This is a genomic window from Trinickia sp. (assembly GCF_051961175.1).
Classification (GTDB): domain Bacteria; phylum Pseudomonadota; class Gammaproteobacteria; order Burkholderiales; family Burkholderiaceae; genus Trinickia.
The window spans coordinates 1-22816 of record NZ_JBQCDN010000004.1 but is presented as its reverse complement, the minus strand read 5'-3'; the positions used below and the strand labels follow the sequence as shown (position 1 = coordinate 22816).

20 protein-coding genes are annotated in these 22816 nt (G+C 63.5%); 11 read left to right on the top strand and 9 right to left on the bottom strand.

From position 1 onward, the window contains the following. Window positions 1-992 precede the first annotated feature (992 nt). The 3 genes from ACTHL0_RS00400 to ACTHL0_RS00390 all read left to right on the top strand — a co-directional run bounded on the left by ACTHL0_RS00400 (window position 993) and on the right by ACTHL0_RS00390 (window position 3477). Complete coding sequence (locus ACTHL0_RS00400) at window positions 993-1205, top strand: hypothetical protein (protein ID WP_440564571.1); 213 nt, start codon at window positions 993-995, stop codon at window positions 1203-1205. A 118-nt stretch (window positions 1206-1323) separates the two neighbouring features. Further along, a complete protein-coding gene (locus tag ACTHL0_RS00395) occupies window positions 1324-2103 on the top strand; it encodes an acetoacetate decarboxylase (protein ID WP_440564569.1) in 780 nt (259 codons plus the stop codon). 102 nt (window positions 2104-2205) lie between these two features. Further along, entirely contained in the window at window positions 2206-3477 is a 1272-nt protein-coding gene (locus ACTHL0_RS00390; protein ID WP_440564572.1) for a DUF3734 domain-containing protein, read from the top strand. Between the two features lie 79 nt (window positions 3478-3556). Here ACTHL0_RS00390 and ACTHL0_RS00385 read toward each other — a convergent pair whose 3' ends face one another. The 5 genes from ACTHL0_RS00385 to ACTHL0_RS00365 all read right to left on the bottom strand — a co-directional run bounded on the left by ACTHL0_RS00385 (window position 3557) and on the right by ACTHL0_RS00365 (window position 8846). Next, entirely contained in the window at window positions 3557-4588 is a 1032-nt protein-coding gene (locus tag ACTHL0_RS00385; RefSeq protein WP_440564568.1) for a methyltransferase, read from the bottom strand. A 114-nt stretch (window positions 4589-4702) separates the two neighbouring features. After that, window positions 4703-5473, bottom strand: a complete 771-nt coding sequence (locus tag ACTHL0_RS00380) for a DUF6875 domain-containing protein (RefSeq protein WP_440564567.1) — start codon at window positions 5471-5473, stop codon at window positions 4703-4705. Then, window positions 5470-6348, bottom strand: a complete 879-nt coding sequence (locus ACTHL0_RS00375) for an ATP-grasp fold amidoligase family protein (protein ID WP_440564566.1) — start codon at window positions 6346-6348, stop codon at window positions 5470-5472. Before ACTHL0_RS00375 ends, ACTHL0_RS00380 begins: the two co-directional genes overlap by 4 nt. Window positions 6349-6939: 591 nt before the next feature. Continuing rightward, window positions 6940-8100, bottom strand: coding sequence for an amidohydrolase family protein (locus ACTHL0_RS00370; protein ID WP_440564565.1), 1161 nt, complete (start codon window positions 8098-8100; stop codon window positions 6940-6942). Between the two features lie 137 nt (window positions 8101-8237). Then, window positions 8238-8846: a phosphatase PAP2 family protein gene (locus ACTHL0_RS00365; RefSeq protein ID WP_440564564.1), complete on the bottom strand. Its 609-nt coding sequence runs from the start codon at window positions 8844-8846 to the stop codon at window positions 8238-8240. A 234-nt stretch (window positions 8847-9080) separates the two neighbouring features. On the opposite strand from ACTHL0_RS00365, the gene ACTHL0_RS00360 reads away from it, so the two are divergent. The 4 genes from ACTHL0_RS00360 to ACTHL0_RS00345 all read left to right on the top strand — a co-directional run bounded on the left by ACTHL0_RS00360 (window position 9081) and on the right by ACTHL0_RS00345 (window position 12118). Then, on the top strand, window positions 9081-9758 hold the full coding sequence (locus ACTHL0_RS00360) for a lytic transglycosylase domain-containing protein (protein ID WP_440564563.1): 678 nt from the start codon (window positions 9081-9083) through the stop codon (window positions 9756-9758). Window positions 9759-9980: 222 nt separating this feature from the next. Beyond that, entirely contained in the window at window positions 9981-10373 is a 393-nt protein-coding gene (locus ACTHL0_RS00355) for a surface-adhesin E family protein (protein WP_440564562.1), read from the top strand. A gap of 132 nt (window positions 10374-10505) precedes the next feature. After that, entirely contained in the window at window positions 10506-10940 is a 435-nt protein-coding gene (locus tag ACTHL0_RS00350) for a CHRD domain-containing protein (protein WP_440564561.1), read from the top strand. Between the two features lie 215 nt (window positions 10941-11155). Next, a complete protein-coding gene (locus ACTHL0_RS00345; protein ID WP_440564560.1) occupies window positions 11156-12118 on the top strand; it encodes an alpha/beta hydrolase in 963 nt (320 codons plus the stop codon). Here ACTHL0_RS00345 and ACTHL0_RS00340 read toward each other — a convergent pair. Next, on the bottom strand, window positions 12064-12945 hold the full coding sequence (locus ACTHL0_RS00340) for an EcsC family protein (RefSeq protein WP_440564559.1): 882 nt from the start codon (window positions 12943-12945) through the stop codon (window positions 12064-12066). The genes ACTHL0_RS00345 and ACTHL0_RS00340 overlap by 55 nt on opposite strands. Window positions 12946-13091: 146 nt before the next feature. Here ACTHL0_RS00340 and ACTHL0_RS00335 point away from each other — a divergent pair, with 146 nt between their 5' ends. Both ACTHL0_RS00335 and ACTHL0_RS00330 read left to right on the top strand, forming a co-directional pair. Beyond that, entirely contained in the window at window positions 13092-14687 is a 1596-nt protein-coding gene (locus ACTHL0_RS00335) for an MDR family MFS transporter (protein WP_440564558.1), read from the top strand. Between the two features lie 26 nt (window positions 14688-14713). Next, window positions 14714-15214: a MarR family winged helix-turn-helix transcriptional regulator gene (locus ACTHL0_RS00330; RefSeq protein ID WP_440564557.1), complete on the top strand. Its 501-nt coding sequence runs from the start codon at window positions 14714-14716 to the stop codon at window positions 15212-15214. Here the strand turns inward: ACTHL0_RS00330 and ACTHL0_RS00325 are convergent. Further along, complete coding sequence (locus ACTHL0_RS00325) at window positions 15186-16469, bottom strand: amino acid deaminase (protein WP_440564556.1); 1284 nt, start codon at window positions 16467-16469, stop codon at window positions 15186-15188. The two genes, ACTHL0_RS00330 and ACTHL0_RS00325, sit on opposite strands and share 29 nt — an antisense overlap. Window positions 16470-16603: 134 nt before the next feature. Between ACTHL0_RS00325 and ACTHL0_RS00320 the strand changes: the two genes are divergently transcribed. Further along, window positions 16604-18085 (top strand): N-acyl-D-amino-acid deacylase family protein, encoded by a 1482-nt coding sequence (locus ACTHL0_RS00320; protein ID WP_440564555.1) that lies wholly within the window; start codon window positions 16604-16606, stop codon window positions 18083-18085. Here the strand turns inward: ACTHL0_RS00320 and queF are convergent. Together queF and ilvA are read right to left on the bottom strand one after the other, a co-directional pair. Further along, the gene (gene queF / locus ACTHL0_RS00315) at window positions 18079-18903 is read right to left on the bottom strand and encodes an NADPH-dependent 7-cyano-7-deazaguanine reductase QueF (protein WP_440564554.1); all 825 of its coding nucleotides are present in this window, start codon (window positions 18901-18903) and stop codon (window positions 18079-18081) included. The two genes, ACTHL0_RS00320 and queF, sit on opposite strands and share 7 nt — an antisense overlap. Before the next feature lie 36 nt (window positions 18904-18939). Continuing rightward, a complete protein-coding gene (ilvA, locus tag ACTHL0_RS00310) occupies window positions 18940-20469 on the bottom strand; it encodes a threonine ammonia-lyase, biosynthetic (RefSeq protein WP_440564553.1) in 1530 nt (509 codons plus the stop codon). Between the two features lie 520 nt (window positions 20470-20989). On the opposite strand from ilvA, the gene ACTHL0_RS00305 reads away from it, so the two are divergent. Further along, a partial coding sequence (locus ACTHL0_RS00305; protein WP_440564551.1) for a DUF3683 domain-containing protein occupies window positions 20990-22816 on the top strand: 1827 nt, incomplete at its 3' end.

The following is a 22816-nucleotide window of genomic DNA, read 5'->3' as shown; positions in this document are numbered from 1 at the left end:
GATGTCAAGTGGCCGTCAATTGCAACGACGGCACGCGGCAGCGCTCACCCCAAATTGGCTTCCGCCTCCGGCCACAGCCTCGGAAAGAGCCACCGAAAAAGCGAAGGGCTTCGCGCAACAACGAACGCAGACGCGGCATCCCGTGCGCTACCAACTGGCTGGCGCCAGCAATGACCTCGGCCGCGAGTAGCCGCAGACCATCGAGCTTATGTTCCCCGGGCAACATCGGGCGCATCTGATGAGGGCTGTTGTAGGGATAGGAAGCGACGCTCTCGGGCATGATCAAGAACGGGGTTGGCGCGTCTCGTGGCGGCTATTTTCGCGGGAAGGGATCTCGATTGTACGCGATTTTTTCCTTCATAATCAGATAATTGCCTGTTCAGGCGCGGGTCTGTGGCGACTCTCTTGGCGACTATTTTGGCGGCTGGCAGGCGCCCACGTACCGCGCCATATCCCTACTCGTTCACCGTCCGGGCAGTCCCGCCATATGACGATTCGTCGTGGCCTTGGGTGAGGCTCATGCTCTGGTCAGATGACGAGTGCTGATGCGTGTGCCCAGATCGAATACTGCCGGAGTGCGTCGTCGACCATACGCAGCCACGCGTTCGAAATGAGCATGATCGCGGCAACCAAGAAGGCGCACGCATTCGACCAACTATTGAAACCGGCCGATGCCCATGCGCTGGCCAGGCACTCACAACCCACATCCCATCGTCTATCCTGGTTAAGCCGATCGCTGCGGCATGTCATCGCTAACGGCCGTCAACGCCGCCGCGATGCGCGCGACCCGCACTCACCACCGAGGGACGATCCGTGACCGAAGAAGAAATCCGCGACCATGCGTTCGCGATGCCCATGCTCAATCCGGCGTATCCGCTTCCGCTATTTCGCTTTATCGCTGCTCCGCACGCTCGATTACGGGACGCAGCGCTCGCAACGGGCTCGATCGGCTGCAAGTACCGCGAAATAGACACCTCGTTCAACCATCGCAGATGACCAACCACCAGCCGTGGAATAAGCTATCCTTTTACCCCGGAACCGGCCGTCAGCATTCCGTCACCTATCTTTTGTTAAATCGATTGTTGTTGCGCCGGCAACAGATTGAGTTCTTTCTCGATGCTACCGACGCGCCTCTTCGGCGCGTACGATTCGCTTTGACGGTGGCGGAAAAACCGCCGGAAACAGAACCACGCAATAAAACATAGCTGTAATCGTGCGAAGGCGCACTGCGCGTGCCGGCTCGACGCCAATACATTTCGTCGGCCGGGACTGCAACGCCGTCGCGACGTCCACTACCCGTACTCACCCACCGAGGAACGATCCGTGACCGAGGAAGATATCCGCAACAACGCGTTCGCGATGCCCGTGCTCAATCCGGCGTATCCGCGTCCGCCATTTCGCTTTGTCAATCGCGAATACTTCATCGTCTCGTACGAGACGGATATGGATGCGCTAAGGGCGGTCGTTCCGGCGCCTTTGACGGTCGATAAACCCATTGTCCACTACGAATTCATCCGCATGCCCGATTCGTCCGGGTTCGGCGACTACACGGAGAGCGGCCAGGTCATTTCGGTCATCGACGAGGAGGGCAATCGCGGGAACTATACCCACGCGATGTATCTGGACGATGAAGGCCCCATCGCGGGCGGCCGCGAAATCTGGGGTTTCCCGAAGAAGCTCGCTTCGCCCCGGCTTTCCATCGACGGGAAAGACACGCTGCTCGGTACGCTCGACTACGGAACACAGCGCATCGCAACGGGCACAATGGGCTACAAGTATCGCGAAATAGATAAGACGGTCGAACAGCGTAAGCTCGCCGAAACGCCCAACTATCTGCTCAAGGTGATTCCACACGTCGATGGCTCGACGCGCGTGTGCGAACTGGTGCGCTTCTTCTTGCGCGATGTGGAAGTACTCGGCGCATGGGAAGGCCCCGCGGCACTCGAGCTGCATCCGCACGCACTCGCGTCCGTCGCGGATTTGCCCGTACGCAAAATCATCGGCGCGCGGCACGTCATTGCGAATCTGACGCTCGACATCGGCGAAGTGGCGTTCGATTATCTCGCACCCGTCGAACCGGTGAAGCTCGCGGTCAATCAATAGCCGATCACTCGTCACGCCAGCTCGCGATACGCAATAAAGGCGGTTAGCGCGATCGATGTGACCGATGTGATCGGTGCATTCAACGAAAACCAGGAGACGACCATGCCCGCGAGTCGGCGCAATAAGCTCGAACAACCGAACCACTTGACGCTCCCCGCCTACGACGAAGTTGCGCTCGTGCTCCAAGGCGGCGGCGCGCTGGGATCGTATCAGGCCGGCGTGTACGAGGGGCTGGCCGAGGTCGGGGTCGAGCCGACCCGGATCTCGGGCATTTCCATCGGTGCGTTAAATACCGCGATCATCGCCGGCAACCGGCCGGCCGACCGCGCCGAAGCGCTGCGCGGGTTCTGGACCACGATCAGCCAGAAGGCGGATTTCCTTTCCCACATCGGTTCGCACTTTCCCGCATGGCCGGGGCTGGACGACGCGCGACGCACGTGGGCGAGCGCCTGGTCGGCCACGCGCACGCTGTTTGAAGGGCAGAAGGGTTTCTTCTCGCCGCGCGCAGAGGCGCCTTTCGCCGGGCTCGGCCAGAGCGCGCCCGATCGGGTGAGCTACTACGACACCTCGGCACTGCGCGAAACGCTGCTCAAATACGCAAACTTCGATCGCATCAACAACGGGAACATTCGCGTCTCGGTCGGTGCGGTGAACGTCCGCACGGGCAATCTCGTCTATTTCGACAATCTGCTGATGCGCCTCGAGCCGGAGCATTTCATGGCGTCCGGCGCGCTACCGCCCGGGTTTCCGGCGGTCGAGATCGACGGCGAGTTTTACTGGGACGGAGGGCTTGTCTCGAATACGCCGCTCACCGAGGTCGTCCGAGAATGCCAGCATCGGAATACGCTCGTGTTTCAGGTCGATTTATGGAGCTCCCGGGGCACGCTTCCGGGCAATTTCCTGGATATCAGCGAACGCACCAAGGACATCCAATATTCCAGCCGGACGAGAGCGATCACCGCATTCATGTCGCAGAATCAAAAGCATGCGCGCATGATCAAGGCGCTGCTCGAGCATGTGCCGGAAGAGGTGCGCCGCACGCACCCTCTGCTGCTCGAGGCGCAGCAGGTGGCGAACAGCGGTGCGGTGAACGTGGTGCACCTGATCTACAAGAATAAATCCTTCGAGGGGCACTACAAGGACTACGAATTCAGTCACGCGACGATGCTCGAACACTGGGCGAGCGGTCTCGAAGATATCCGCCGTTCGTTCGGCCATCCCGAGTGGTTCGATATTCCAAGCCACGAAGTGGGCTTCGTCACGCGAGACGTTCACCGCAATCGGCCGGAAGGCAATGAAACCGGCGCACCGGTCGAGCACGCTTTGTCGCAGCCGGATGTGTTGCGCAAAGAAGCGTTGTCGGGCGCGAAGTAGCGTGCCCTCCGTACGTTGCGGTGCGTCGCACCGTACAGAGGCGCATTCAGCGCCGTACCGCGCGATAAGTCCATTGCGATCAGCGCGCCACCAGCGCGCAATGGTCGATAGACCGCGCATCGTATTTCGTGACATCGACGAAGCCCGCTTCGCTCAACCATCGCACGTGATCGGCCACGGGGTAGGCCATGCCTTCCCCGCTGGCGACCGTGACGAAATACAGCGATGATTTGATCGATTGCAGGTTGCCGTCTTCATCGTCGTTGCACATCAGCGACCACACGAAGAGTTGTCCGTTGTCGTCGAGATAAGCGCGCGTCTTGCGGTACAGCGATTGAATCTTCGCCGGAGAAAAGATCTCGAGCACATGCGAGAAGATGACGCCATCGCAGCCGCTCGGCCAAGGATCGGTAAACATATCGACGGCTTCGCAAGTCACGCGATCGGCGAGCCCATGCGCCTCGATATTGGCGCGCGCTTTCTCGATCACGGACGGTAGATCGATCAGGGTCACCTTCAACGACGGATAACGCTCGCACAGGCGAATCGCATTGGTGCCATCGCCCCCGCCCACATCGAGCAGCCTCGATACGCTGCCGAACTCTTCCATGGCCATCATGCGCGGCGAGAGCCGCGTGTAGGCACCCATGCCTTCATGGAACAGACGCTCGAGCGAGGGATCGGTGGCCATGCGGCCGTACAACGTCGGCGCATCACCGGGAAATTCGTCGAGACCCGCGTTGCGGCCTTCGCGCAACGCCTGCGTGAAATGCAAACAGGCGCGATGCTGAATCTGGTCGTTCAACCGCACGAACGGCACCATCGATTGCTGGGCATTGCGCAGCAGGCAGCGGCGTGCGAGTGGCGCATTCGTGATGGCACCGGTTTCGCTCACGCTCACAAGCTTGAGTTGCCTGAGGCCCAGCAGCAGCACCCGGCAGCCGTGCTCATCGATTTCGAGTCGCTCGGCCAGCGACGCCAGGGTCGCCCCGCGCTCGATCACGTCGAAGACGCCAAGGTCACATGCGGTCGATAGCACCTGCGTCTTGATGTATCCGTTCATCATTTCGCAGAGCGCTTCCCATTCTTCCCACGATAGCTCGTCGTTCACGGCAACTCCCTCTCTTTATTTTGAAGTGACTTCAAACACGATGTTGGCTGCTGACGCAGCCAACGCAGCGGTACCGGCATGCTGGGTGCACGTCGCCATGCCTTCAGCTTCGCTTCACACGCCGACTGCCTGCACCGCTTGCCGAACTGCGGCTTCGTCATTCGCCAGCTGTGCTTTGCGCTGCGCGAGTCGAGCGGCCACGCGCTCGCTTTCGGTTGCGGACAAGCGCGGCGCGTTCCAGCGCAAGTAGCATTCGAGTTCGTGCACGCGCATGCCGACCGGTGTCGATTCCCCATCGATGAACAGCGCATCGTGCAGCGCCATCGCGCGAATCACGAACACCGGCACGTCGGCGCGCATCGGCCGGAACGTCGCCGAATGGGCGCCGCGCACCGTGCTCGTGGGATGGAATTCGCCGAGCATCAAGCCGCATTCCATATAGAACGGCTTCAAGATCACATGCGCGCAATCGATGAACTTGTAGTGGGCGCCGTCCGGCAAGCCGATCGGAAACACCGCCAGCGACAGCAACTCGGTCGGCTCGGGTCGCGCCTTCGATACGCGTTGAAACAAATACGGCAGGCGCATCAGGGCGGCGATATAGGCATCGAAGGGCAGGCCGGTGGCGTCGAACGCGCTGAACAACAGGGCCTCGTCTTCATGGGCCGGTTTCGCGAACGGACAGACGGCGCCTTTGCGCCCGAGATCGGGGTGCGGCTGCATGATAAAGCGCTGCATCCATCGGAGTCCGGCCTCGTACGTGTCGCGCAAGCGCGGATCAGGCTCGGTCGCGATTTCGGTCGATAGCGTCAGCGTCCGCTCGATATCGGCAAGCGCTTGTGAAACGGGATCAACGGTTGGCGTCATGGTCGTGGGCGTGCTCATGCGTGGGAGCTTTGTTGGAATTCGTTGGGATCCGTCGATCGATCGGCTTCGCTCATGGTTTTAAAGAGCCGTCCCCACTCGTAGTCGTAGCGATCGGGATGAAAGGGAAAGACGCCTGCGCCCGGCGTAAAGGTCAACTCTCCGAAATAGACCTTGCCGTCAGGGACATAAAGATCCAGCCGCACATATCCGAGCCCCTCGACGAGCCGCGTCGCGAGGCGCACGATTTCGTCCCAGTGCGGCGGCGGCGCGGGGGGGACGTCGCTTCGCGGGTAATGGCCGACGGCGAGGTCCAAGCGGTTCCAACGCACGTCGAAAACATCCCCGTGCGGCGTGTCGAAGCGATCGGAGACGACGCCGGCGTAGATGATCGGCCCCGCGGCGTCGCGGCCGAACATGTTCATTTTCAGATCGGACGGGATGCGGCCGGCCCCGTCGACCAGCAATTGCTCAAAGTACAGCCTGGGCTTGATCGGCCGGTAATGGCGTTCTCGATTCGTGCGCGAGAAATCTTCCGCCAGCCACGCTTGCGCGAGCCGGTTGAGTTCGTCGAACGACGTTCGGCGCTTGTCTTCGACGATACGCACGTACCCGCATCCGTGGTTCGCCTTCATGACGAAGGCATCCGGCAGCGACGCGAAGACCGCTTCGGTAAAGACCTCGGGTACGGCGATGAGCGGGATCAAGTGTTCTTCGCCGATACGCTCGGCGACGAACTCGCGCACGGCGAGCTTGTCGGCAAGCACACTCCAATGCGGCTCCGGGTTCAGACAGCGGTGAAGAATGAAATCGTTGAAGGTTTCCGGGTCGGTCAGGTTAGGAAAGCGTCCTACGTGCCGCCGGTGAGACAACCACAGGAAAAGCTCGTCCGGCATCCAACGCTTGGCGGAGCGCCATGCCCCGCGAAGTCCCCGGGACAGCCAGGCGGGACGCGCCGACTGTCCACCACTGTGCTGGCTCGACCTCGCCGCGACCTGCGGCTCGGCGCGCGCGCCGGCCCCGGACAACCCGGGTCGCGGCAGCCCGAGTGTTGCCGCGCCGCAGCCTGTCGGCGCGATTGGATTGTCCCGGTGGAGTGGGGGTTCGGCTTGTATCGACATGGTCCATCCCTGCGCCTTCGATGCGCGTCTTTCGGTCGGTGGGCGGTATCGAGATGGAACCATTACCCCCGGGAGGCGGGCAATAATCGCAGCCGGAAGTCGGGAAGGTTTGGCGCTTTATGCCGTGGTTATTCTTTAGAGTGTTGCGCGGCAATCTTTACTTACAGAAATAGAGAATTTGTTTAGGGTTGTTACTCATAAGCCGGACTAATTCGGGCGGGATTGAAAGGCCGATAAGTCAGAACAATCGTCATCGGCGAAGCTTTCTTTGCGAGCAAAGTCGCACAAAAACATTGCTTTTCGCGGGTCGTTTTGTTTTTTAAAACGGCGAGCCTCGAATCGAACGCTTGAATGAATCGCCGAAACTCACCGGCAATGCGAAAGCGGCGGCGCCGGTTCCCTGCGATGCGTGCGCCCGACATCAAGACCGGCTTTGTCATGAATCGGCGTGTTCCATGCGCCGAGCGCGAGCGTGCCCCCCACGATGACGGCATCGGGCCTGCGGGACTCAAATAGCTGAACGAACGTTTCGCTGCCGCCGCCCAGCGGATCTGTCCCCGGCGGCGCAAACAGGCACAAATCCGCGCGCATGCCTGGCGCGATCCGTCCGCAGGCCGGTTCGCCGAGCGCCGCGGCCGCTGATACGGTGACCGCGTCGACGCATGCGTCAACGTCGCGGCAGCTCGCGCATCCGCCGCAGAAGAGGCCCGAGCGCGACCCGTCCGAAGCCGTCCCGGCCGGTGCTCGCCGGTGCCCGCGCGTCCGGCGCTGCGGCGTCGAGATCGCTTTGAGCCCGGGTACGTCTGCTCCGGAGTGCGCCAGCATATCGATGTCGGCGCGCGTCAACTGCGAGAGCCCCAGGACCGTCGTGCCAGGCCGGAGCAACTGCAAATAACTGAGCAGATGTGTTTCGCTGCTATAAAAGCGCTCACGAAACGCGCGCGCGGATCGCGCATTGTCGGACAGCACGAAGCTGAGGTTGAGCCGCAGCGCCGTCGCAAGGTTCTGGGCGTAGACGAGCTCGTACGCCGAGACGATCGACGGGCAATGCATCGCAATCGAAAAACGTCCGCCATTGCAGCGGACCAGCGCATTCAAGCGTTCAAGCGCATGAATTTCCGGCGCTCGCGCTTCGGCGTCCGGTTGCCGCTGCTGACTGCGCGCGCGGGCGAATGGATTCAGGATTAAACGCGTGACGAGGCGCAGCCGGGTCCGGGTTGCCGCGACGATGCATTCGCGCGCAGTGGCGTACAGGGTGCCAGCAGTGGTCATTCCCGCACTGAGCAAGCGCTCGGGTGCTCCGTCGATCAATGGGGCGCCGGCCAGCACGTTGACGAGGCCGGGCGTGCACACCCATTCGCGCGCGGGTACCGCCTGTTCGAACGTCGATGTACCGGGCGGCTTGACCGCGTGGATTCGCCCGCCTTCGATTTCGAGATCGCCTACGCGGAATCGATGCGTCTCGTGATCGAAGTAGGTGGTTTCCTTCAAAGCCCATTGCGGCGAATAGTGATCCGCCATCTGCATGCCGTCCTCCACACGCCATACTCGGTTCGAAGCGTGCGATGGCCGATGGGCGCAGGGCACGACGACAGATCACCGCATAAAGCGTACCGATGCCGCGTCATCGAAGAACACTGCCGCGGATCCCTGTGGGGGGCGAGCTATGGGCGCAGCCAGCCGTATCGGATCGGTGCCGCGAGCAGCCTCCGGTGCGCGATGACGGCCAAGCGCGTCACGGGGGCGCCCGCACGCCTCCAGAGCGGGGCGATTGCCGTATGAACCACGGCCGCCACGCAAACGGCGCCGATCATATCGAGCGGGAAGTGCACGCCGAGGAAGATTCGGGCCCACGCTACCGCCACGCCGCCCGCGATCATGGCCGCGCCCAGGCGCTTCATACCGCGCAGCAGTAAGGTGATGGAGACGGACGCGAAGACAGTGCCATGATCGCTCGGAAACGAAGAATCGGCGGCGTGCGCCAAATACGTGTGACCGAGCCCGATCATGAACGGTCTCGGATGTTGCCACGCCAAACCGATCAGCTGGTTCACGCCGAGTGCGGCCAAGGTAATGACGCACACCTTGAGCGCCGTCTCGCGCCGATATGTGTCGCCCGTGAGCCATAGGCAGACGAGCAGCAGCGGGATCGACCAGATCAAGCCGTTTGCGATGGCGGACGCGGTACCGATCAGCCAGCCGGGGCTGCCGGGCGTGGCGTCGATCGCGAGAAACAATGCGCGGTTCAGCGCTTCGAGGTCGTGCGGTGCCATAGTCTTCGTCCTGTTTCCAAGGCGCCGATTGTCTGCTGCCGTTGCTTAACTGTCACTTAAAGGCCGGGATGCGGGCGAAGACCGGATCGATTGTCATGGACGGGCCACTGCGCCCCGGGTAGCAGGGTTCCGGCCGCAACGGCTCTTTTAATCGACTGACGAATCCAATCGGTCCCCTCAAAGGTCAGACATGAGCCGCTATAATTCGCCGCACCTTCCCCTTACCAGCGTCCAATGAGTCGACTTTTCTGCGCGTTGCTGATTTCGTTCGGTTTGACTGCGTCAGCCGTTGCACAGGACTCCGAAGCATCGCGCGCGCTGGCGGCCGTTGTCCCGGCCGCCTCGCAAGTACGGACGGACTCCCCCGCGTCGGGTTCGCCAGCAACCGCTTCGCTGCAAGCTGCCCTCGCTGCAGCGGCCGGTTCGGCTTCGGCGCCTGTTTCAGCCAGCGAGCCGGCGCCTGGGCAGATGCGTCGAATCCGGGACATGCTCACGCAAAAATTCGGGCTCGCACGCGCGAAGGCGGAGGAGATTTCGTCGGCGGTGATGAGCTCGGCGTCGAAGTATTCGCTGCGCCCGGCGCTGGTGCTGGCGATTATTTCGATCGAATCCCGCTTTCAGGATCACGCGCGCGGCCAGCACGGCGCGACGGGCCTCATGCAAGTGGTGCCGGCGGCCCATAAGCGGCTCGTCAAAAACCTGGACTTGACGGAACCGGCCGCCAACATCGAGGCGGGATCGGCGATTTTGCACGGCTATCTTGAATCGGCACGCGGCGACGTGACAGCCGCGCTCAAGAGTTATGGCGGATCTACCGCCTATGCGCGCAAAGTCAGTCTGCGCACGAAAGATTTCGAAGCAGTGGATGCGGCCAGCGATACCGATGCGGCCGTGCCGTCATTCACGCGATAACGGAAATGCCGAAGTCGCTAAGCGCGCCGCTGCGCCTACTGCAAAGGCGCTTAGCACACCCCCGCACTTTGCGCCAGATCACGGTGATTCACTAGATTTTCGGATCCGCGACACTCGCATGCTCTGCTAGAATCTGACAGTCATGCAGGGAAATTAGGCAGGACACCATAATAATTAGCGATATCGCAAAGCCGGGCCATTTCGAACGTTAGGAAACGCAACATGAATTGGCTCCGCCCTTTGATCATCGTGACTGCTGCGCTCGGCTCCATGGCTTATGCCGATGCCACGCAATGGACCCCGCTGAAAAGCGCCAGCGATCTCGCGTATGCAGTCGATACCGATAGTGTGACAACCGATTCCGACGGCTACATCGAATACACGGCGAAGACCACCTGGAAGGCACCGTCGCTCATGCCCGGCGCGACCGCGCCCGTGTCTGTTTCCGTCACCCGTTACCAAATCGATTGCGCGGGCAAGCAATGGCGTACGCTCGATACGCATTATCTGGCCAAAAACGGTTCGCCCGCCGGCGCCCTGCGCTCGACCGATTCGGCGTGGGTGGGGATCAGTCCCGGCACCGTCATCGACACGATGTTTCGCAAAGTCTGCTGACAGCCCGCGCACGTGATCGGCCGGCGCGTTTGGCGTACGCGCAGCGGTAACTTGTTCTAGTATGTGGAACTGCCGGCCGAGCAGGGGTGCGAACCTCTTCGCATGGCGGGTTCAAACATACAGGAGAGCACGATGCACGTCATGCGAAAGCTGAATGTCGCCGTTCTGTTGTGGGCGGTAGCCTCGGGTGCCGCATTCGCGGAATCGATTACGCTGAAGGCAGATCTGGAGCCTTCGAGCGAAGTGCCGCCGAATACGTCCAAGGGCCACGGCGCGCTGCAGGCGACGTTCGATACGTCGTCGAAGGACCTGAAGTGGACGGTCACCTACGAAGGGCTTTCCGGCCCGGCCACCATGGCGCACTTCCACGGCCCCGCGCCTGTCGGGCAGAACGCCGGCGTCCAGGTCGGCATTCCCAAGGATAAGCTGGCGAGCCCGATTGAAGGCGAGAAGACGCTCACCGACACCCAGGCTGCCGAGTTGACGAGCGGCAAGTGGTACTTCAACGTGCATACGGCCGCGAATCCGGCGGGCGAAATTCGCGGTCAGGTCGTTCCGGCCAATTAACGCATTGATCCACTGACGACACGTCGCGCCCGGGGTCACGCAGGCGCGCGATACGGATACGGTTCGATATCGAACCGTATCATTCGCGGCCCTCGCCATTCGGCAACGGGTGCCGGCGTGCGCTTTCCCGCATACGTCCGCTCGCCTCGGCCCCACGCGTTCGCGCGGGCAATTACCATGGCCATGATGCGTCGTCGTGTGGGGAGTGCATCGCGATGAGCTGGCAAAGTGCCGTCGCCTCTTGGTTGCTCAAGAAACAATTTCGCCCCGAAACGCTCAAGCCTCATGTGAGCGTGGAGCGCGCTCGCGCGCATGCCGCCTCGCGTATCCGGCGCCAGAAGGTGCCAGCTGGCTGGCGGCTCATCGAGCGCCCGCTGCCTTCGGACGCGCCCCTGCGCGGCGAATGGTTGGCGCGCGGGGACGATCTCGCTCAAGCCGTGCCCGTTCGCACGATTCTCTATTGTCACGGTGGCGGCTATTACTTCTGCTCGCCGGCCTCGCATCGGCCGCTTGTCTTCGCGCTGGCCGCACGCTCGGGTGCGCGGACGTTTTCGCTCGACTATCGGCTTGCGCCCGAGCATCCGTTTCCCGCTGCGCTTGACGATGCGTTGGCGGCCTATCGGCGTTTGCTGGCCGACGGCACACCGGCCGATTCCATCGTCATTGCCGGCGATTCGGCGGGCGGCGGTCTTGCGCTGGCGACGCTCGTCGCGCTGCGCGATGCGCGCGACCCGTTGCCGTCCGCGGGCGTCTTGTTTTCGCCGTGGACCGACCTGGCGGTGACAGGCGGCACGATTCAGTCGAACGACGGCCTCGATCCCATGTTCTGCGGCGCCGCCATCGGGCGCGCGGCGAAGTTATACGTCGGCGAGGCCGATCCGGCGCATCCGTATCTTTCCCCGCTGTATGCCGACCTGTCCGGCTTGCCGCCGTTGCTGATCAAGGCCAGCAGTACCGAAGTGCTGCTCGACGACGCACGGCGCGTGGCCGATCGGGCCCGCGCGGCGGGCGTGCCGGTCGACTACGAGGTGTGGCCGAAGATGCCGCACGTATGGCACTTATGGACGCCGTTCGTGCCGGAGGCGAAGCAGGCGCTCGATCGCGCCGCCCAATTTGTGCGGGCTCACGCGCGCGAACGCGTTGCGCGTCCCATCGACGTGGATTCGATGGCGCGATAGGCGGCCTGCACGGCCGGGCTGCCGTAGCGGCGTTCGAGCCGGCGCACGGCGAAGTGGCCATGCGCCGTCTGTTGGAAGTGATCGATGAAGACGGTGTTGATGGCTGCACCGAGCACGGCACCGATCGCCGGAATCGACTTGGCTGCCACCTGCTCGCTGACCTGCGTCGAAAAGCGGGCCGCGATGACGTTCATCAAACGAACGAGCGCGGGTGTGCCATGCGCGGCCACCCCTTTGCTCGCCAGTTCTGACGACGCTTTGGAGATGGCCTGCGCCAGTGCGCCGCGTGCGATGAAATAACCGAAATCGGCTTCCTCGTCCTGAATATGGCTCCCCATGCCGAAAATGGCGAGACACTGCAGCCTCGCCTCGGCTTCGCGCAGGTCCTCACCCTCGCTGCGCGCGATATCGCAAATCGAGCGGAACATGAGCGTCGTCGTCACAGGCAATTCGGCTGGCAGCGCGAGCAGTCCGAACGCGCCGCCGGCGGCGCCCGTCGTCGCGACCGCGACCTTGTGCAGCCAATCGCGCGGTTTGGCGATCGCCGAACGGCGCTTGCCGGTGTCCCCGCCGGCGCTGGCCGGCTTCGGCTCGCCGAGCGTGGCGACGGCCGCCCGCAGGCTCGCATCGAGCGCGCGACGGGTGGCATCGGCAACCGTGTCGTGCGCGCTGGCGGGCAGTCGCGCCAACAGTCGCTCGATCGGCATGCCGATCGCGCCCGCCAGTTTCATCGCGAGCGGCTGCGTCTCGAGCGCTTGCCTGGCCAGCGCGAGCGTCGCAAGATCCTCGGGGTCGAGGATCGACTCAGCGTTAGGGATCGGTTCCATTGGGTCGATAGGGTGAACTAGGGTGACGAAGAGGGGAGATGCGCCGACATCCGGCATGAGCCGGGCGGGGCGCCCGCCTGCGAATCGCAGGCACCCATGCTATCATTCGGAATTATTTGACGTATCAACGATTGCCTCCACAAAAAATGGCCGTCCATACCGCCGCTCACCACTCGCGTGGGCAGCTTCTGCCGTTCCGGGAGTCGCTGCTCGCGATGCTCGGCATCTCGTTCGTCACCATGCTCGTCGCATTCGATCAAACGGTCGTCGGCACCGCGTTACCGACGATTGTCGCCGAGCTGCGCGGTTTCGAGCTGTATGCCTGGGTCGCCACGTCCTACTTACTGACATCGGTCATTACGGTGCCGATTTTCGGCCGGCTCGGCGATTATTTCGGGCGCAAGCCGTTCGTGATCGCATCGATCGTCGTGTTCACGGGGGCCTCGGTGCTCTGCGGCGCGGCGAACAGCATGCTGTTTCTCGTGCTTGCGCGCGCTTTGCAGGGTATCGGCGGCGGGATCCTCGTCGGTACCGCGTTCGCCTGCATTCCCGATTTGTTTCCCGATTCTGTCGTGCGTCTGCGCTGGCAGGTGCTCATGAGCTCCGCATTCGGCATCGCCAATGCGATCGGGCCGTCGCTCGGCGGGTTTTTGACGCAGTACTACGGCTGGCGCTCGACGTTCTATGTGAATCTGCCCGTCGGTCTGCTTTCGCTCGTGTTCGTCTGGCGGTACCTGCCGCATGTGCGGCATATCGAGTCGCGCGCCAGGATTCGTCTCGACTGGCCGGGCTCGCTGCTGATCGCCGTTGCGCTTGGATCGCTGCAGATGTTCGTGGAATCGCTCTCGCAACATGGCCTCTCGCGCGGTGTGGCGGCGCTGGCCATCGCCGCGGCCGGCTCGGCCATCGCGCTGTGGAAATGGGAACAGCACGCCGCACAGCCGATTTTGCCGCTCGACATGTTCGCCAATCGCAGTCTGGCTGCCTTGTTTATGCTGTCGGTGCTTGGCGGCTACTCGATGTTTTCGCTGATCTTCTATGCGCCGCTGCTGCTGCAAGGCGGCTTTGGGCTTTCGCCGAAGGACGCGGGCGTGCTCATCACGCCGCTCGTCGTCTTCATCACGGTGGGCAGTATTCTCAACGGCCGCATCGTGACGCGAATCCGGCGCCCGAATGCGATGCTTTATATCGGCTTCGCATTGCTCGCGTGTGCCTGTGTGGGCGGCGCCCTGGCCACGCGTTCGATGCCGCACGCACTGCTCGTGGGGCTCATGATCCTCGCCGGTGTCGGGCTTGGCTTTGTCCTGCCGAACCTGACTGTTTTCGCGCAGGAAACGGCGGGGCGCGAGCACTTGGGCATCGCCACGGCTTTGCTGCAATCGCTGCGGATGATCGGCGGCATGTTCGGGGCGGCGGTGACGGGCACGCTCATCACGCACCTGTATGCCCGCGGCGTACGCGACGCCCTGACGAGCGCGAACGCCACCGCGTGGTGGCACACCATGCGCGACCCGCAAATCCTCGTCAATCAAGATGCGCAGCGCACCCTGCTCGATTCGCTCGCCCATGCCGGCCGCGACGGTTCCGCGCTGCTCGAGCAGGCGCGTGTGGCGCTCGTCACCGCAATTCACGCAGGGCTCGCCGTAGCGGCGGTGGTGGCGGTGGTTGCGCTGTGGCGGTGCGCGAGCGTACCGCACGTCAGCATTACGCGCAGGGGCGAGCCCGTGCCTGCGGCAGAATAGCGCCCGTTCAATAGCAAGGTTGCATCATGGAAGACTACGTAGCCATCGTTCAGCAATTCGGCCGAACCTATCGCGCGTTCATGTCCGCGTTCGAAGCGCAGGTGGGACACGCCATGCCGCGTTGGCGTATCTTGCGCACGCTCACGGACGACGGCGGCGAGTGGTCGCAAAAGCGGCTCGTCGAACGGTTGCGCATCGACCCGGGCGCGTTGACGCGCCAATTGAAGTCACTCGAGGCGCTGGGCTGGGTCGCGCGCAGCACCGATGCGCGCGACAACCGCATCACGAACGTGAGATTGACGGACGAGGGGCGCCATGTCGTCGACGCGAGCCTGCCGCAGCGCGATGCGTTTCTGCGCGAAACGATGGGGGCGTTGCCCGACGATGCACTGGCGGCACTATCCGGTGCGCTCGCCAAGCTCGAAACGCGGATTGCGGATGTGGCCGGCGCGCCCCTGTCCCTCTGCGATGGCTTGCGCGAGAGCGCCGAGACGTCCCTCAAAAGAACGTTTCAACCACTTCCGTGACGCGGTACTGCTTGTCGACGATCAGGAGCTGCCGCCACTTGTCGAACGTCAGGCAAGGGTGCGAGATGTCGAACGCGAGCATGTCGCCCACTTTCAGATCGGCGCCCGGCTCGATCCGCAAGTAAGCGTGCTGATCCATCATCCCGGTCACTTCCCAGCCTTCGCTCGGTGCGATCTCGCGCGGCGCGCTGCTGCCGGGCCGATAGTGACGCGCCGGGACCGGCATCCCCGCGTCGAAGGCCGCGTCGCGTTTGCCGAATCCGACGATGGCGCGATCGGCTTCCGGAATCGACTGCACGTAAGCCCACAATTGCAGCGCCGGCAATAGCGCTTCCCCCATTTTTCTGGCGATCGGATTGCGCGCCAGAATCTCGCTCTGCGCCTTCTTGTAGACGCCCACATCGTGGGTCAGATAGCAGCCCGGACGCAGCACGACTTCGATGGCGCCGGCTTTCGACTGAGCCGCGAACTCTTCGGCCACGATGTCGTACCACGCCGAACCCGCTCCCGACAGGATGGCCGGCGTGCGCTGGAAGCGGCCCGCTTGCGCGAGGGCGTGCGTGGTTTGAACCGCGCGGCGCAGGAAGGCGCGCACCGCTTGCTCGTCGCCGAGCACGCCTTCATACAATTCGATCCCGGCCAGCACCAACGTGCCGGCGTGGCGCTCGATGGCCGACAGCGCCGCTTCGAGCTGCGCCTCGTCGCGCACGCCCGTGCGCCCGCCGGGCACGCCCAGTTCGATCAGCACTTGCAGCCGGCGGCCGGCCGCTTTAAAGAATGTGCCGAGCTGGTCGATGCCATCCGGCGAATCGACGAGGCAGAAGAACTCGAAGTCCGGATCGGTCAAGAGCTCGGCTATCACGCCCATGTTGCGCCGGCCCACCAGCTGATTGGCCATCAGCACGCGCTCGATGCCGCCGTGGTAGGCCGCCCGCGTTTGATGGGCCGTCGCGAGCGTGATACCCCATGCGCCCGTTTCGATCTGCCGGCGAAAGAGTTGCGGCGCCATCGTCGTCTTGCCGTGCGGCGCGAGCTTGACGCCATACTCGGTGACGAAATCCTGCATCCATTTGAGGTTGTGCTCGATCCGGTCGGCATAGAGCACGGCTGCCGGCAGGCTCACGTCCTCGGCGAGCAGATTCCATTCGAGATTCACCGCCGAATCGAGCGGCACGCTCGCGCTCGGCACGATGCCGAGGCCTTTGCCGAGTGGATCGATGGAGGCAGCGGAGTAGCGCGTCATCGTCAATGTCATCGCAGTGGTTCCTGTTTCGTTCTGCGCCAGCATGAAAGCCGGCATTCAGGTTCCCATGGTACAGAAAGTGCGAGTAGGATTCTTGGCAAGCCGGCGCCGCTGCCGCCCCCGTGCCCGCACTCGGAGACGAACCCATGCATTCTCATCCCGAAGCCGCCGATACGCTGATCTATGGCGCCACGCTCTATGACGGCACGGGCAAACCGCCCGTCGTGCGCGACGTCGCCATTCGCGGTGAAAAAATCGCGGCCGTCGGCAACCTTTCGAATTGGGTCGCCGAGGACATCGTCGAAGCCGACGGCCGTGCGCTCGCGCCGGGTTTCATCGACGTCCACACGCACGACGACACCCACGTGATCCGCGAGCCGCAGATGTTGCCCAAGCTGTCGCAGGGCGTGACGACGGTGATCGTCGGCAACTGCGGCATCAGCGCGTCACCGGTCACGCTCAAGGGCGATCCCCCCGATCCGATGAACCTGCTAGGCGAGCGCGAATCGTTCCGCTTTCCGACGTTCGCCGCCTACGTCGATGCCGTGAATGCAGCGGGTCCGGCCGTGAACGTCGCCGCGCTCGTCGGGCATACGGCCTTGCGCAGCAATCACATGGACCGGCTCGATCGCGCCGCTACGCAAGCAGAGATCGGTGCGATGCGCGAGCAGTTGGCCGAGGCGTTGGCGCATGGCGCGCTCGGATTGAGTTCGGGGCTGGCCTATGCTTCGGCGTTCAGCGCGCCGGCCGAAGAGGTGATGGCGCTCGCCGAGCCGCTCGCGCAAGCGGGCGCGCTTTACGCGACGCATATGCGCAACGAATTCGATGCGATCCTCGATGCTTTCGACGAAGCCTGCCGGATCGGCCGGCATGCCCAGGTGCCGGTCATCGTCTCCCATCTGAAGTGCGCCGGCCCGCGCAACTGGGGGCGCAGCATCGAAGTGCTCGCTGCACTCGAGCGTGCGCGCTCGGCGCAGCGCGTCGGCTGTGATTGCTATCCGTATGACCGCAGCTCGACCACGCTCGATCTGAAGCAAGTCACGGGCGATATCGACATCACCGTGACCTGGTCGACTCCGCATCCCGAGGCGTCGGGCAAGCGGCTGTCGGCGATTGCTGACGAGTGGGGCGTCACCCAGGAAGAGGCCGCCGCCCGTTTGCAGCCGGCAGGCGCGGTGTATCACAACATGTCGGAAGACGATGTGCGGCGCATTCTGTCGCATCCGGCCACGATGGTGGGCTCGGATGGTTTGCCGAACGATCCGCTGCCGCATCCGCGGCTATGGGGCACCTTCCCGCGCGTGCTCGGGCACTACGCGCGCGACACGCAGTTGATCCCGCTCGAGGAAGCCGTGCGGAAGATGACGGGCCTGTCGGCGCGACGCTTCGGGCTCGACAAGCGCGGTGAGATCCACGTCGGCTATCACGCCGATCTCGTGCTGTTCGATCCGGCACGTGTGCGCGACGTGGCGACGTTCGAAAATCCGCGGCAAGTGGCCGAAGGCATCGATGCCGTGTGGGTGAATGGCGTGCTGTCCTATCGCGACCGCGCGCCTTCGGGTGAGCGCGCGGGCCGCTTCCTTCCGCGCGGCGCGAAGGCCGCGGGCGACGTGCGCGACCCTTATTGACGCGCCGTGCGCGCGTTGTCGGGCATCGGCAGGTTGTAGTTGGTGCGGAATGGGTTGATGTCCAGCCCGCCGCGCCGCGTATAGCGCGCATACACAGCGAGCTTCACCGGGCGGCATTCGCGCAGGATATCGATGAAGATGCGCTCCACGCATTGTTCGTGAAAGCCGGTATGCGAGCGATACGAGATGATGTAGCGCAGCAGCCCCGCATGATCGATCTGCGGGCCGACATAATGAATCTGCACGCTGCCCCAATCGGGCTGGCCCGTTACCGGGCAGTTCGATTTGAGCAGATTCGAGTACACCGTTTCTTCTACGGGGGCTTCGTCGAACGCCGCCTTCAGCAGCGCCGGATCGGGCTCGTACACGTCTGCCTCGAGATCGAGCCGGTCGAGCGACAGCCCGTCGAACTCCTCGAACTCCAGCGTGTGAAACTCCGCGGGCGTGGCCAGCCGCACAGAGACGGTCGCGCCGCAGGCGGCCGACACATCGCGCTTGAGCGTATCGCGCAGCGCATCGACCGATTCGATGCGCGTTTGCGCGAACGAGCCCAGGTAGAGCTTGAACGATTTCGATTCGACGATGTTCGCCGATTCAGCCGGCACGAAAAACGTCGCGATCGCGATCTGCGGCTTGCCGCGTGCATTGAGCCACGACAGCTCGTAAGCGTTCCAGATGTCGGTGCCGAAGAAGGGCAGCGCTTGCGTGATGCCGATGGCTTCGCGCGCCTGGCTGCGGGCGATCGGAAAGAGCAGCGTCGGATCGTACTGCTCGGTGTAGGTCGTGCTCTTGCCGAGGGGCGAGTGTTCGGGCGTCATGACGTTTGATCGATTGAAGGCGATGGCGTTGTTCGGTCACGCAAGAAAGAGCCGGTAAACGGGGTTGCCGCTTTCGTCCCAATGCGGATAGCCGAGCGTCGAAAGGAAGCGCGCGAAGGCTTCGTTATCGGCCTGCGGCACCTGGATGCCGACGAGGATCGAACTGTAATCCGCGCCTTGATTGCGATAGTGAAAGAGGCTGATGTTCCAATCGGGCGCCATCGACGAGAGGAACTTCATCAGCGCACCGGGCCGCTCGGGAAACTCGAAGCGGAACAGGCGTTCGTCGTGCGCGAGCGGCGAACGGCCGCCCACCATATAGCGGATGTGCTGCTTCGACAATTCGTCGTCGGTCAGATCCACCGCCGGAAAACCGTGCTGCTCGAACGCGCTGGCGATCGCCGCCGGTTCGCCGCGGCTCTTGATCTGTACGCCCACAAAGATGTGCGCCGCGCTGGCATCGGCGATCCGGTAATTGAATTCCGTGACGTTGCGCTCGCCCACCAGCTCGCAGAACCGCTTGAAGCTGCCGCGCTCCTCGGGGATCGTCACGGCGAAGACGGCTTCGCGCGCTTCGCCCACTTCGGCGCGCTCGGCGACGAAGCGCATGCGGTCGAAGTTCATGTTCGCGCCCGAGGTAATCGCCACGAGCGTTTGCCCGGTGACGCCGGTGCGTTCGGCATACTGCTTCGCGCCGGCGACGGACAAGGCGCCCGCGGGCTCGAGCAGGCTGCGCGTGTCCTGGAAGACGTCCTTGATCGCGGCGCACAGTGCGTCGGTATTCACCGTGATGACATCGTCGAGATACTGACGGCACAGCCGGAACGTTTCCTCGCCCACGAGCTTCACCGCCGTGCCGTCGGAGAACAAACCCACTTCGGGCAGCGTGACGCGCTCGCCGGCTTTGATCGAGCGGGCCATCGCGCAGGAATCTTCAGTTTGTACGCCGATGACTTTGATGTCGGGTCGCACGGCTTTCACATAGGCACCTACTCCGGCTGCGAGCCCGCCGCCGCCGATCGGTACGAAGATCGCGTGAATGGGGGCCTGATGCTGGCTCAGGATCTCCATCGCGACGGTGCCTTGACCCGCGATGACGTACGGATCGTCGAATGGATGCACGAACGTGAGGCCGCGCGCCTTTTGCAGCTCGAGCGCATGGGCATAGGCGTCGCTGTACGATTCCCCGGCCTGGACGACTTCGACCGTGGGCCCGCCGTGTGCCCGCACGGCATCGACTTTCACCTGCGGCGTGGTAATGGGCACGACGATCACCGCTTTGACCGCGAGCCGGGCGGCCGAATAGGCGACGCCCTGGGCATGATTGCCGGCCGACGCCGTGATGACGCCGCGCGAGCGTGAATCGGCGTCGATATGCACCATCTTGTTGTACGCACCGCGCAGTTTGAAGGAAAAGACGGGCTGGTTGTCTTCGCGCTTCAGGTAGACGTGATTCGACAGACGCGCCGACAGATTCCGCGCCGGTTCGAGCTCCGTTTCGTGAGCGACGTCATAGACGCGGGCGGTCAGGATTTTCTTGAGGTAATCGTGGGAAGACGAGGACATGGCGTAGGCGCGCGACAATTCGCGAGGCGGGTGCGGAATGCGAAAAGATCAATGATAGCGCCAACGGACTCCGCTTTTCAGGCCTTGAGCGGGCAATTGCGGGCGTGTGGAGCGTGATTGAACATTGACCGGACGGCCGGTCGGCAAAGGGTTTCGGGCCCGTGCGGGCGCGCTGGCATGGGCGCTGCCGGCGAGGGCGATGTCTCGTATTGCAGGGCAACGCGTATCGAGATGATGCGGTAGAATTCCGTTTTAAGACCAGGACCGGATAATGCGCTGGCAGCCACGGACCGCCTCTCTCACCCCAGCCCCGCGGGAAGCGCGCCCCGCGGCGCAGCGGCATGCCCGTCACGCACGATCGTGCGGCTAGCGACCTTCTGATGCGAGCTGGCTGCTGGCGCCTACCCGCGCCGCAAGCCCTCGCTGCCGACGCCCAGTTTCCAGAACTCATTGCGCGTGACGCGCATTGCCGGCCCAAACGTCGTTCGACGCTTTGGCCGGCCACTCGATCCGTCCGACCATGAACGCACCTCAAGTCTTCGATCCGCACGGCGCCGCGGCTGCCGTCGCCGCCGATACCGAACCGCGCTTGCGCGAGATTCCGTACAACTACACGTCGTTTTCCGATCGCGAGATCGTCATCCGCCTGCTTGGCGACGAAGCCTGGAAGGCGCTGGACGAGCTGCGCGCCGAGCGCCGCACGGGCCGGTCGGCCCGGATGCTCTACGAAGTGCTCGGCGATATCTGGGTCGTCCGCCGAAATCCGTATCTGCAAGACGACTTGCTCGACAATCCGAAGCGCCGCGCGCTGCTGATCGAGGCGCTGAATCACCGCCTGAGCGAAATCGAGAAGCGCCGTCGCGCCGATATGACCGAGCACGGCGACGAAGCGGGCCGCGAGCGCGCGGCACGCGTGGAAATGCTCGTGGCCGCCGCCCGGAGTGCCGTCGAGGCGTTCGCGGCCGAGTTCGCCGCGATGGCCGATCTGCGCCGCCGCGCAACGAAGGTGCTCGGGCGTTGCACGCAAAAGGACAATATCCGCTTCGACGGCCTGTCCCGCGTCTCGCACGTCACCGATGCGACCGATTGGCGCGTCGAATATCCGTTCGTCGTACTGACGCCCGACACCGAAGCTGAGATCGCACGCATCATCAAGGCATGCTTTGAACTCGGGCTGACGGTGATTCCGCGCGGGGGCGGCACCGGTTACACGGGCGGGGCGGTTCCGCTCACGCCGTTCTCGGCCGTGATCAACACGGAGAAGCTCGAACAGCTCGGCGCCGTGGAGTTGACCGAGTTGCCGGGTGTGGCCGCCAAAGTCGCGACGATCTTCTCGGGCGCCGGCGTCGTCACGCGCCGTGTGACTGAAGCGGCCGAGGCCGCAGGCTATGTGTTCGCCGTGGATCCGACCTCGCTCGACGCCTCGTGCATCGGCGGCAACGTCGCGATGAACGCGGGCGGCAAGAAGGCGGTGCTGTGGGGCACCGCGCTGGATAACCTCGCCTGGTGGCGCATGGTCGATCCGGAAGGCAACTGGCTCGAAGTCACGCGGCTCGAGCACAACCGCGGCAAGATTCACGATGTCGACGTGGCCCGCTTCGAACTGAAATGGTTCGACGGCGATGCCGCGCCAGGCGAGCGGCTGCTGCGCACGGAAACGCTCTCGATCGAAGGTCGGCGCTTCCGCAAGGAAGGACTGGGCAAGGACGTCACCGACAAATTCCTCGCGGGCCTGCCCGGCGTGCAAAAGGAAGGCTGCGACGGGCTCATTACGTCGGCGCGCTGGGTGCTGCACAAGATGCCGGCGCATACGCGCACCGTCTGCCTTGAATTCTTCGGCCAGGCGCGCGATGCGATTCCGAGCATCGTCGAAATCAAGGACTACCTGTTCGAGACGTCCAAGCAGGGCGGCGCGATCCTTGCCGGCCTGGAGCACCTCGACGAGCGGTATCTGCGCGCGGTGGGCTACGCGACGAAGTCCAAGCGCAATGCGTTTCCGAAGATGGTGCTGATCGGCGATATCGTCGGCGACGATGCCGATGCGGTGGCCACGGCCACGTCCGAGGTCATTCGCATGGCCAACGGCAAGAGCGGCGAGGGCTTCGTCGCCGTCAGCGCCGAGGCGCGCAAGCGATTCTGGCTCGACCGCAGCCGCACGGCCGCGATCGCCAAGCACACGAACGCCTTTAAGATCAACGAAGACGTCGTCATTCCGTTGAATCGCATGGGCGAGTACACGGACGGCATCGAGCGGATCAACATCGAGCTCTCGCTGAAGAACAAGCTCCAGCTCGTCGATGCCCTAGAAGCCTTCTTCAAGGGCGGCAATCTGCCGCTCGGCAAGACG